This is a genomic window from Pectobacterium zantedeschiae (assembly GCF_004137795.1).
In the GTDB taxonomy this organism is placed as follows: domain Bacteria; phylum Pseudomonadota; class Gammaproteobacteria; order Enterobacterales; family Enterobacteriaceae; genus Pectobacterium; species Pectobacterium zantedeschiae.
This window is the reverse complement of record NZ_NWTM01000007.1, coordinates 6,033-18,614: the sequence shown is the minus strand read 5'-3', so window position 1 is coordinate 18,614 and position 12,582 is coordinate 6,033. Positions and strand designations below refer to the sequence as shown.

Genomic DNA, 12,582 nt, shown 5'->3' with positions numbered 1-12,582 from the left:
GACATCAGTGTAAACTGCCACGTACCGTGCATGACTTTACCGAGGATTTATCATGGCTGAATTGTTGCTGGGCGTTAATATTGATCACATTGCGACACTGCGTAATGCACGTGGAACGGCGTATCCCGATCCCGTTCAGGCGGCTTTTGTCGCTGAACAGGCGGGGGCGGATGGCATCACGGTGCACTTGCGTGAAGATCGTCGCCATATCACGGATCGTGATGTGCGGATCCTGAGAGAAACGCTTCAAACTCGTATGAATCTGGAAATGGCTGTCACGGAAGAAATGCTGAACATCGCCTGTGAGGTGAAGCCGCATTTTTGCTGTCTGGTACCAGAAAAACGCCAGGAAGTGACAACGGAAGGCGGGCTGGATGTTGCAGGTCAGCAAGAAAAAATCGATAACGCGGTAGCCAGACTTAGCCAGGCTAACATATTAGTTTCTCTCTTTATTGATGCGGACAAACGGCAAATTGATGCTGCTGTGGCCAGCGGGGCACCCTATATCGAAATCCATACTGGGGCATATGCCGATGCAGCAGATGATGAAACTCGCCAGCATGAGTTCGAACGTATCCGTGATGCTGCGACTTACGCAGCGGCGAAAGGGCTCAAGGTTAATGCCGGTCATGGTTTGACGTACCATAACGTTCTGCCGATCGCTGCGTTGCCGGAAATGCACGAATTAAATATCGGGCATGCGATTATCGGGCGTGCTGTGATGAGTGGGCTGAAGGATGCGGTTGCCGAAATGAAGAGTCTGATGCGGGAAGCACGCCGCTGATGGCGATTCTTGGGTTGGGAACGGATATTGTAGAAATCGCCCGTATTGAAGTGGTGATTGAACGTTCAGGCGAGCGGTTGGCTCGCCGTATTCTGACGGATGCGGAATGGGCGCATTATCAGCAGCACCAGCAGCCTGTCCGTTTCCTCGCCAAGCGTTTCGCCGTGAAAGAAGCGGCAGCAAAAGCATTCGGTACAGGGATTCGCAACGGGCTCGCGTTCAATCAGTTTGAGGTCTTTAATGACGCTCTGGGCAAACCCTGTCTGCGGTTTTTTGCTAAAGCGGCTGAGCTGGCTGAACAGATGGGTGTCAGACATGTACATGTGACACTGGCTGATGAAAGACGCTATGCCTGTGCGACGGTGATTATCGAAAGCTGACCGTTCGTAAATGGATTCTCAAATCCTATCGGCGTGGTGCATGAGCACGTATTTTTCCCACAGCTGCTCATTACCTTCAACATGGTTTGGATCTTTGACGATCGTATTGTCGATTGGACAAACCTTCTGACATGTCGGTGTGTCGTAGTGGCCAACACACTCGGTGCAGAGGGTGGTATCAATTTCATAAATATCCATGCCCATGGAGATGGCCTGATTAGGACACTCAGGTTCACACATGTCACAGTTAATACATTTATGGGTGATGAGTAACGCCATGATGTTCTTCTACCTTACAAACAGGGCGCAGATTATACCCGTTGATGCCCGTTTAGACACGCGTAACTGTCATTGATCGATAATATAGTGCGGGCTGACTCGCTGTTGTCTTTGTGCGCCTTGCTTCCGAGGCAGTTTACTGTGTGTTTTGGCGGCCTTCAGCATGCAACCTATTGGCTGCATAAATAGTGAGGTTACAGGGTAAAATTACCATCTGTTCGTTAAATTGGTTTTATACCTATGCTTTAGACTGTATGAATCAGCCAGTGCGACATTTGTTTCTTGGGTTTTAATTTATTGATTTACAATTTAAATAAATTTAGTTGTGATATTGAACCACTTATTTTTGTAATATCAATGGACATTGATTTAATCGGTATTACCGATGATGTTTGCATCAGGAGAGTCGATGACGGTGCATGTCCATATGATATAATTTTATAACTAATAGTGTCAGTTTAATGGCGGAACTCATAGTGCAGCAGGAAGGTCATCTTAATCAGGTTGGGGTAGGGTTTTTCCAACAGGAAAGTGTGGAAACATTAGACGCTGATTACTGGCTCCAATGTCAACGGCGGTATACTTTTCAGCCCATTTATCGAACATCAGGTAAATTAATGGCTATTGAGTTACTGACTTCCGTTTTTTCTCCCACCCTGCCGCAAAAATTCATCTCTCCTGAAAAATACTTCGCGAATATTGATGTTGAAACCCGCCTGTTAATTATTGTAGAACAACTGCAACTTTTATCTCAGTGGAATTCTCGATTTATTCGCGATGATCTTTTTGCCTCCGTCAACATTGATGGCATGACGTTATTGGCGCTGCAAAATAATCTTGAAGCCAAACGTCTGATCGCAGCAATGCCCTGGATTCGTTTTGAAATGGTCGAAAATCAGGGAGGGCTGCCAAAAGAAATCTTAACCAAGCTCCCTGAAGCACAAACCCTATGGTTGGATGATTTTGGTTGTGGTATGGCTAATTTTTCATCACTTATGCTGGCGCAGTATGACTGCATTAAAGTAGCGCGTGAACTTTTTATTCTCCTGCAACAAAGTGGTGAGGGGCGCACGGTTTTCCCTGCATTGATCGCACTACTGTCGCGTTTTTGTAATTATGTGGTGATTGAGGGAATCGAAACACAGGAGGAATGGGCAATTGTTCAGGCATCTCATGCTTATGCTGCTCAGGGATACTATCTCTCTCGTCCACAACCGTTTGAAAATTTTGAGGCGTTGACGCTCGAGCTATAGGTGATAACTTTTTGTTTAGGCTATCACTCTACTAAGTAGAGTTCCTCCGCACGTCCTTCACTACCCCCCCCATATCAATTCATTATATTCCCTAATACTTTGTTGTCGTATAAAAAAACACCTACCCAGTTGCTTTGTTTTCTTTCCTATATTTCAAGTTATAATGCTGAGTTTTGTTTTATTTTTGTTATTTAATTCTTGTTTTATTTGTTATGTCAGTGTTTAATTTCTAAAAAACAAAGTCGAAGGGAACAGGAGATTTTGCATCAAATTATGACATATATAATCAGACGCTTGCGTTAATGATTTTATTTTTTTCTTTTAATTATTTGATTTTTAATGGTAAAAAAATATAATGTTTACTGTTAACGATCGAAAATCATTTTGTGATAGATTTTGTTGATTAAAACAATGATACTTATTGGTATAATTGATTTGCTTACAAAAAATTGATGTTCAAAATATATCGCTATACACCTTTAGGAATATTCTTTTATTCCATTAGAAAAGCTTATAACCCGAACAATTACTACTATTAAATTAAGATACTCTTTTGAATTTGCTGTTTTTATTTGCGCACAGTCATATGCGAGGGCTTTATGCTGACGTTGCTATGTTTCTAAATACTCCTGCTTCATGGAGCGTTTTCTCTTTCATCCTTTCTGCTCTCCGGAAATGTACCAATCCCGAGAATCTACGGGGTAGGGGGTTGTTACCGGGATTTTTCGTCATCAGTGTTGTGATTTGTACGATCAGGACCACTCGGGCCTGAGGAGAGTGTTATTGTGTATGAAATTATAATAACCTTACTTTTGCTATTGCTATTGTTTTCTTCTGTGAAAAATAGAAAAATTAAACAAAAGTTTAAAATTGAGCAGAAAAAACAAGATTTTCTTAACATGACTTTCTTTGCAATGGAATATAGTCCTGCGTCAATTATGATCGCAGATGAAAATTGTGAAATTATTTATGTCAATCGCCAGTTCATTACCATGTCTGGTTATATGCCGGATGAGGTTATTGGCAAAAAAACGAATATATTAAACTCCGGTATGACCAATGCCAGCGTCTATGAAGATCTGTGGGCTACCATAAATAAAGGTAATGTTTGGAGCGGTGAGTTCGTTAACCGGCGTAAAGATGGGCAGTTGTATTGGGAAAAGGCCAATATCGTTAAAATATATAATAAAGCGAGTAACACGACTCAATATGTAGGGATTAAGTTAGATATTACGGAGCGGAAATCGCAAGAGCATCATGATAATTCATACAATCGTGCGTTGGAGCTGTTATCAAGTGGCGCGCCGCTAAAGGACATTCTGGATGCGATCATTTTCAGCGTTGAGGAAAAAAATCCTGGTCGTATAGTCTGTTCTGTACTGTTAGTCGATAAAGACAAGAAATGTCTGACGCTGGGATCTGCGCCTAGCTTGCCAGGTTTTTATAAAAATGCCATTCACAACGTGAAAATCGCCGATGGCGTTGCATCTTTTGGTACAGCGGCTTATACCGGTAAACGGGTAATCGCTGACGATATCTCTGTCCATCCACACTGGTCGTTGTATAAAGGGCTCGCATTATATGCTGGGCTGCGTTCGTGTTGGTCTGAACCTATCATCGGTCAGAATAAAGAAATATTAGGTGTTTTAAGTGTTTATCACCGTAAAGTGTATGTTCCGACCGAAGAGGAAATTTTCTCTATAGAGAAATCGGCACAGCTAATTGCTATCGCCATAGAACGCTATCATGCCATCGATATGCTGCGGCGCAGTGAGGAACACTATCGCCAGCTAGCGCACTATGACTCATTAACGTCATTGGCTAACGGCCTGACGTTTGCTGAACAAATGGAACAGGCGATTTTGTTATCTAAACAAACGGGTAGAAAAATCGCGCTGATGTTCCTGGATCTCGACAAATTTAAACAGATAAATGATTCATTCGGACATGCTGTTGGCGATTTGTTATTAAAGGAAGCGGCTGCACGTATGCGTGGTGCGGTTCGAGATTCGGATACGGTATATCGCCGTAGCGGTGATGAATTTATTATTCTGCTTCAGGGCATTAAAGAAATTGATAATACACTTTATGTTGCAGATAAAATTCATAACGCATTGAATAAACCTTTTGAGATCAATGGGAAAATGCTTGATATATCATGCAGTATCGGTATTGCATTGTACCCAGAGCATGGTTCCGACTCTCTGACGCTGGCAATTAATGCTGATTCAGCCATGTATCAGGCTAAAGCGATGGGGCGGAGCCAAACTCAGATTTATCACGATATGGACGATCGTTGATGAATGAAATAGAAAAGGCGTTCTTTTTATGGAACGCCTTTTTATTATCTTTCTCGTAGTGCTTCTGCTTTTGCTCGAATAATCGGCTTTAACAAATAACTGAGGATCGTTTTCTTTCCCGTTATTATATCAACAGAGGCCACCATACCAGGAATGATAAGAAGTGGTTTATCTGCCGTACCTAAATAATTCTTATCAGTCCGCAGCCGGATAATATAAAAGCTGTTTCCTTCTTTATCGGTTACCGTGTCTGGGCTAATTTGTTCCAACTGACCTTTTAAACCACCGTAGATGGTGTAGTCATAGGCTGTTAATTTTATAATGGCATCCTGACCAGGATGTAAAAAGGCAATATCCTGAGGGCGAATTTTAGCTTCGACTAACAGTTTGTCATCCAGCGGAACAATTTCCACCAGGTCGCTACCCGGCTGAATGACACCCCCGATAGTATTCACCAGAACTTGCTGCACGATACCGCGAACGGGGGATACAACCAGCGTTCGGTTTACCCGATCTTCAAGTGCTTTACCCGTGGCTTCAATTTTGTTCAGGTTAGTTTGTGCTTCACTGAGCTGGGATAACGCCTCGCTTTTATAGCGACTGCGCGTTTCCTCTATTTTATTCTCGCTCTCTTTAATCGCAGATTCTGCCCGCGGAATGGAGAGTTTAATGGAATCAAGCTGACCACGAGTTTCGACTTCAGCACGGCGCAAACGTAAAACTTCTACTTTAGAAATGGCGCCTTCTGCGATCAGCGGTTCTGACATTTTAATTTCTTGCTGAAGCAAGCCGAGACTATTACGGAACTGAATCTCCTTGGCTGAGAAATCCCGCAGTTCCTGACGGCGCTGGATCAACTGCTCTTCCAGACCGGATATCTCGTTATGAAGCTGCTGGCGACGGCTATTATAAAGCTCCTGTTCTCCTGCTGCGATTTTAGGGGCTTGCGTCGTAATTTCTTCGGAAAGCACTAACGCCTGCTCGCTAATTTCGGCGTTCAGGCGCTCAATTCGTGACAGCAGCGCAAGCCGGTCTGCTTCGGTTTCACCGACATTAGAAGCAAAGCGCGTATCATCAAGGCGTAATAGAGGGTCGCCAGCATTGACGATCTGCCCCTCACGGATAAACACTTCCGTGACAATGCCACCTTCCAGGTTTTGGATTTTTTGCAATCGGGAAGAAGGGATCGCTTTCCCGTCGCCCCGAGTGACTTCGTCAATATTCGCAAGACCAGCCCACAGGATAAAAAACAGGAAAAAAGCGCCGATGGCCCATAGCGTGAAGCGAATAGAGCGTGGCGAATCCTCAGCCATTGCCCGGCTCACTTCTGGCATCGTTTGCAGGCTTTCTTCATCTCCGCCGACAAAATATCTTTTGATTCGTTTGATATATTTACCGAGACGCATTGATCTGCCCCTTCTTCAACGCATCCATCACGATCGCTTTCGGCCCATCAGCAATAATTTTACCTCTGTCGACAATCACTAAACGATCGACCAGCGCCAACATGGAAACTCGATGGGTCACCAGCAAGAGCGTTTTTTCCGCAATCACGGGAGCCAGAGCCTGCTTTAGCCGATCTTCGCTGGTGTTATCCATCGAACTGGTGGGTTCATCGAGCACTAGAATGGGCGGATCGAGCAACAGCGCTCTGGCTATTGCGACAGCCTGACGTTGCCCACCGGAAAGTTGTTGACCGCGTTCGCCAACCTGAAGGTTGTAACCATCTGGGTGCAGACGTGCGAACTCATTTACCCCGGAAATCTCTGCGGCTCGCAGCATGGCTTCATCTTCGACATAACGAGCGCCGCTAATGAGGTTATTGCGCAGCGAACCGCTGAATAACTGAATATCCTGGGGAACATAGCCGATATTGTGGCGCAAATCGCTGACATCCAACTGACGGGCATCGACGCCGTCGATCAGAATATTGCCCACATTGGGCTGATAGAGGTTTACGATCAGCTTTTGTAGCGAACTTTTACCCGAGCCGCTGCGGCCAATGACGCCCACTTTTTCACCGGGAGCGATAGTCAGGCTGATGCTTTGTAGCGAACTGGTTTTTTGTTCTGGGTAATTGAACGTCACATCGCGAAATTCGATACCACCTCGGATGCTCTCACGCTTCAGTGGACGTTCGTTATCGCTACGCTCCTGAGGCAACTGCATCATTTGTTCAGTGGTTTGCATGGTTAAACGGGCCTGCTGGTAACGGCTGACCAAACCAGACAATTGACCTAAAGGCATCAACGCTCTGCCGTTCAGCATATAACAGGCAATAAGCCCACCCATACTGAGTTTGCCGTTAATCAGCATGTAGACGCCGACGACAATCATGGCAACGCCAGCAAATTGCTGGAACCACTGCGTGAGGTTTACCGCCAGTGACGATAACGCTTTTGCCCGCATTTCCAGCTTGCTTAAGCTGCCAATCGTTTGTTCCCACAGGTGCTGTCGTTCACTTTCCGCATTGTTGACTTTGATTGCATCCAGACAGCTCAAGGTTTCGATTAGCGTAGCCTGCCGTTCACTGGCAAGATGCATCGTTTTCTCGATCGTAGCGGACAGCGGTTTTTGCATCGCCCAGCTTGCCAGCAGGGCAATAGGGTAGGCCAGTATGGAAACCCAAACCAGCGGGCCGCCGATGATGCCGATAACCAACAGCAGAAGCAGGGTAAAGGGAAAATCGATCAGCGTCGTCAGCGTTAGTGAAGAAAGGAAATCTCTTAGTGACTGAAATTCATGAATATTCTGCGCGAAGCTACCAACTCGTGCTGGTCGAGCCTTCATCGACATACCGGTAATGCGTTCAAATAGCGTGGCAGAAATAATCAGATCGGTTTTTTTGCCTGCCATATCGAGGCAAATACCACGCAGCGTTTTGAGTATTAAATCGAAAACGAAAGCGCCGGTAACGCCGATAGCCAGCACCCACAATGTCGCTGTTGCCTGATTCGGGACAACTCTGTCATAGACATTCATTACGAATAGTGGTGTGGCAAGCGCGATAATATTCACCAGCAAACTGGCGAGGACGGCATCGAGATAAAGTGAACGTGAAAGCTTAAGCGTATCCTTGAACCAGGATTTGGTGCGAGGAATCAGAGACGGATTCTGTAGATCAAACTGATGGCGAGGTTGGGCGAACATCACCAAACCAAGGTAATTCTGTTGCAGCGTATTGTGCTCAACAGAAATTTCACCGCCTTCCGTTTCACTGGGCATCAGGCGTGCACTGCCATCCGCGTTCCAGCCTAGTAGAATCGCCGCTCTCCCTTCCCGTAAGAGCAGCATCGCAGGGAGTGACATCTCGGAAATTTTATTCAGAGAACGCTTGAGAACGCGCCCTTGTAACCCTGCGCGTGCAGCCGCTCTTGGGAGCAATTTTACGGACAACCGCTGGTTGGCTAATGGTAGCCCTGCGGTGAGTGTTGTACGGCTGACAGATTTCCCCTGCAAGGTACAGAGGATTAGCAAACTATCCAATAAGGGATCATCGTGACGGCTGCGAGGGTCACTATTTTCATGGCCGAGGGGTTCATGAACGATAGGCTCATGGGCGATCAATTCATCAGAACCCTTCGTCTCTTCTACTGAATGCAACTTCATTTAACTGAACGTTCCCTTACGCAACGTAATTCCCTCGCATATAAACCATAATTTATCGCTGTCTGACTAATGAAATATATTAATTGAGGCTAGGCAACTCTGCGTGGGTTGTCACGTTTGTCAAACTAGTACCCGCATCAGGAGCAGGGATCGCTAAACGGTTTAATAGCTCTCCCATACGTGATGTGATCCGATATTCGGTATAGAGGGCGATGAAGCGAACTTCGACCAGACGGCGTTGTGCGGTGAACAGCTCGTTTTCACTGTCCAGCAAGTCCAACAGCGTTCTTTCCCCCAGACCAAATTGCTTCTGATAGGCAGTACGTACTTTCAGACTGCGGTCTGCGTATTCGGCAGCAATCGGAACTTGCTGACGTGAGTTGCTTAACGCTGACCAGGCTAGCTTGAGTTCTTCATTCAGCAGGCGCAGGGCATTATTTCGGACATCCTGTGCTTCTTTTACCTGATAGGCTTTGGATTCCATGTTGGCCTTGCTGCTACCGCCTTCATACAGGTTGTAGCGCATCCGCAGCATCGCTTGCCACTCATTGTTCTGACCGCGTGTCCCGTCAACGTTCTTATCCATTGTGCGGGAGAGTTCAACATTGACGCGTGGGTAAAACGTTGATTTTGAGGTCTCATATTGCTGCTGAGTCGCTTCAATATCCGACTCTGCGGATTTCAGTGCCGGGCTGTTCGCCAGCATGATGCGCTGTGCTTCCTCCAACGAGGCGGGGAGCTTTATCGCAGACGCATCGGGCATCACCAAATTCTCCGGCACTTTGCCTACAATACTCATATAGTTGATTTTGGCATCGTTAAGATTGGTTTGTTCTGTCAGTACGTTATTTCGTGCTTGCGCCAAACGCGCTTCAGCCTGATCCAGATCGGCCAATCGGCCAACGCCTTGCTCACTGCGCAGCCTTATTTGATCGTAAATGCGCTCATGGCTTGCAAGGTTAGCTTCTGCCAAACGCACGAATTCCTGACGTTGCAGGACATTAAGATACACCTGAACAGCATCTAGCGCCGTTGCTTCACTGGTATTTAATACTTTATAGGCACGTGAATTAACGGTGGCACGCTGTCTGCCCACTTCGCTGGAGGTGGCAAAACCATCGAATACTGTTTGGCTCAGATTGATGCTTGATTCTTGGCGAGTGAGTTCAACGCGTTTATTGATGCTGGTACGAGTTGAGGGACTATCTGTCTCTTCGCGGCCAGCACCAGCACTCAGCGTGATGGAAGGAAGGTATCCACCTTTTGCTGCGCGTAAATCGTGTTCGGCAGAAAAACGGCTATTAATCGATGCGCTCACTTCGGGGTGTGTGTAGAGCGTACTTTTTATTGCTTCTTGGATCGTATCGGCATACGTCGCTGTGGAAAAAACAGTAATAAAAGGTAATAAAGCAAAATGGTATCTACGAATCATCAGCAGTTTTCCTTCACAAAAACTTTATTTGTGATTATTCCTATTAAAGTATTTGAGTGCCATGCAAGCACTTAGTGAATTTGTTTTTTTTATTCATTTAATATCAATGCTTTAATCTTTTTTCTAAAGGTTGCATTGAGAGAGTAAATAAGATTTACCCTAAATGAGTAAAGTTCTGGAAAGAATATTCTGAATTTTTTATTATATCGCTCATCTAGTCAAGCGTTTGACGCATAACGGCAACACTATCGTAGCGTTTTTTTTAAAATGTCAGGACGACACACAGCAAATCAACCCTATCAGGATGATAGTCAAAATCTATAGCTGCAATATCGCAATATCATAAAAATAATTATAGATATCAAGGAGACATAATTTTGAACGGTGTGATCGGTATTATTAAATTCGTTATTGGACAAGTTTTTGTCGTCGCGCTTGATGGGAGCCAGAGACTACTGGTTGCTGGCGATCGGGTTTACAGTGGTGAAGAAGTTGTCACTGGTGCTAACGGCGCGGTTTCAATCACATTACCTGATGGCAAGACACTGGACCTGGGGCGTGAGAGCCGCTGGAGCGATGTAAGCAGTGCATCTTCTCAGAAAAATGCGGATGTCGCCACTGATGTCGCTGCTATACAAGATGCTATCGCTCAGGGCGCCGACCCAACACAAGTGCTAGAGGCGACTGCCGCTGGTAATGATGACACTGGCGAAGCGGGTGACGGCGGTGGTGGGCATTTCAATTCAACGGTTGTGCTGGATTTAACAGCTGATGTCGTGACTGCCCCTATTGGTTATGATACCGCAGGTATATCGTTTACTGACCGAGCCTCGTCCGTGCTGGATGGCGCAGATTCATCTACGTTGCTTACCGCCGCAACGGATACCACCGATACCACCCCTCCTTCTGTCACCATTGTCATTAATAGTGATGGCACAATCAGTTTTGTTTTCACAAAACCGCCCGTTGGTTTTGACCTCAGTGATATCACCGTAACAAATGGCTCTGTAACGAATCTGGTGCAGGATCCTAACGATCCTACCAGTTGGACGGCGACATTGACGCCAGCCGCAAATTTTGAGGGAGAGGTCCGCGTCAGTATCCCTGACGGTAGCTACACTGATGCTGCGGGTATTCCTGGCACAGGGGGAAGTGAAGCGGTAACGGTTGATACCTTACCTCCCGTAGCCTCAATTTCTATCGATGATGTCACCAGTGATAACGTGATCAATGCGGCCGAGTCCGGCCAGACCATTGCGGTAACGGGTAAAGTCGATAACGACGTCAAAGCCGGTGATACGGTGACGGTGACAGTCGGCAGCGAGACCTACCAGACGACGGTGAATGCCGATGGCAAGACCTGGAGCGTCACGGTGCCGGGCTCGGTGCTGGCAGTTAATAGTGATGTCAGTGCGACGGTCACCACCCGTGATACGGCGGGGAACGCGACGACGGCGAACACGAATCACACCTACGGTGTCGATACCGATGCGCCAGTGGCCTCGATTACTGTCGACGATGTCACCAGCGATAACGTGATTAACGCGGCCGAATCGGGCCAGACCATCGCCGTGACCGGCAAGGTCGATAACGACGTCAGGGCCGGTGACAGCATTACCGTGAAAGTGGGTACCGAGACCTACCAGACCACGGTGAATGCGGATGGCAAAACCTGGAGCGTCAGTGTGCCGGGATCGGTACTGGCTGCCAACAGTGATGTCAGTGCGACCGTCACCACCCGCGATACGGCAGGGAACGTGACCACCGCCAATACCAGCCACGCTTATGGTGTGGATACGGTGGCACCTACCGCGTCGATTACTATCGACAATGTCACCAGCGATAACGTGATCAATGCGGCCGAATCCGGCCAGACCATCGCCGTAACCGGTAAGGTCGATAATGATGTCAAGGCCGGTGATGTGGTCACGGTAAAAGTGGGTACCGAGACCTACCAGACCACGGTGAATGCCGACGGTAAAACCTGGAGTGTCAATGTTCCCGGTTCGGTACTGGCGGCGAATAGCGATGTCAGTGCGAGCGTCACCACCCGTGATACAGCGGGCAACGTGACCACCGCCAATACCAGCCATGCTTATGGTGTGGATACGGTGGCGCCTACCGCGTCGATTACTATCGATGATGTCACCGCCGATAACGTGATTAATGCGGCCGAGTCCGGGCAGACCATTGCGGTCACCGGTAAGGTCGATAATGACGTCAAGGCCGGTGATGCGGTGACGGTGAAAGTCGGCAGCGAGACCTACCAGACCACGGTGAATGCGGACGGCAAAACCTGGAGTGTCAGTGTGCCGGGCTCGGTACTGGCCGCCAACAGTGATGTCAGTGCGAGCGTCACCACCCGCGACACGGCAGGCAATGTGACCACCGCCAATACCAGCCATGCTTACGGTGTGGATACGGTAGCGCCAACGGCGTCTATCTCAATTGACAATGTCACCGCCGATAACGTGATTAATGCGGCCGAATCCGGCCAGACCATCGCCGTAACCGGTAAGGTCGATAACGACGTTAAAGCCGGCGA

9 protein-coding genes are annotated in these 12,582 nt (G+C 47.2%); 5 read left to right on the top strand and 4 right to left on the bottom strand.

Annotated features, from left to right (window positions below):
* Window positions 1-52: 52 nt before the first annotated feature.
* Both pdxJ and acpS read left to right on the top strand, forming a co-directional pair.
* On the top strand, window positions 53-784 hold the full coding sequence (gene pdxJ / locus CLR69_RS21950) for a pyridoxine 5'-phosphate synthase (RefSeq protein ID WP_129712006.1): 732 nt from the start codon (window positions 53-55) through the stop codon (window positions 782-784).
* Entirely contained in the window at window positions 784-1,164 is a 381-nt protein-coding gene (acpS, locus tag CLR69_RS21945) for a holo-ACP synthase (protein ID WP_129710136.1), read from the top strand. The genes pdxJ and acpS overlap by 1 nt, the downstream gene beginning before the upstream one ends.
* An 18-nt stretch (window positions 1,165-1,182) precedes the next feature.
* Here acpS and CLR69_RS21940 read toward each other — a convergent pair whose 3' ends face one another.
* Window positions 1,183-1,443 (bottom strand): YfhL family 4Fe-4S dicluster ferredoxin, encoded by a 261-nt coding sequence (locus CLR69_RS21940; protein ID WP_039293116.1) that lies wholly within the window; start codon window positions 1,441-1,443, stop codon window positions 1,183-1,185.
* Between the two features lie 461 nt (window positions 1,444-1,904).
* Between CLR69_RS21940 and pdeH the strand changes: the two genes are divergently transcribed.
* Window positions 1,905-2,696: a cyclic-guanylate-specific phosphodiesterase gene (gene pdeH, locus CLR69_RS21935; RefSeq protein WP_129710134.1), complete on the top strand. Its 792-nt coding sequence runs from the start codon at window positions 1,905-1,907 to the stop codon at window positions 2,694-2,696.
* Window positions 2,697-3,481: 785 nt separating this feature from the next.
* On the top strand, window positions 3,482-4,996 hold the full coding sequence (locus CLR69_RS21930; RefSeq protein ID WP_129712005.1) for a sensor domain-containing protein: 1,515 nt from the start codon (window positions 3,482-3,484) through the stop codon (window positions 4,994-4,996).
* Window positions 4,997-5,040: 44 nt separating this feature from the next.
* On the opposite strand, the gene CLR69_RS21925 is transcribed toward CLR69_RS21930, so the two are convergent.
* From CLR69_RS21925 to CLR69_RS21915, 3 genes are all read right to left on the bottom strand, one after another.
* Entirely contained in the window at window positions 5,041-6,402 is a 1,362-nt protein-coding gene (locus CLR69_RS21925) for an HlyD family type I secretion periplasmic adaptor subunit (RefSeq protein ID WP_129712004.1), read from the bottom strand.
* On the bottom strand, window positions 6,389-8,605 hold the full coding sequence (locus CLR69_RS21920; RefSeq protein ID WP_129712003.1) for a type I secretion system permease/ATPase: 2,217 nt from the start codon (window positions 8,603-8,605) through the stop codon (window positions 6,389-6,391). The genes CLR69_RS21925 and CLR69_RS21920 overlap by 14 nt, the downstream gene beginning before the upstream one ends.
* Before the next feature lie 79 nt (window positions 8,606-8,684).
* Entirely contained in the window at window positions 8,685-10,037 is a 1,353-nt protein-coding gene (locus tag CLR69_RS21915; RefSeq protein WP_129712002.1) for a TolC family outer membrane protein, read from the bottom strand.
* Between the two features lie 386 nt (window positions 10,038-10,423).
* Between CLR69_RS21915 and CLR69_RS21910 the strand changes: the two genes are divergently transcribed.
* A partial coding sequence (locus tag CLR69_RS21910) for a retention module-containing protein (RefSeq protein ID WP_242451678.1) occupies window positions 10,424-12,582 on the top strand: 2,159 nt, incomplete at its 3' end.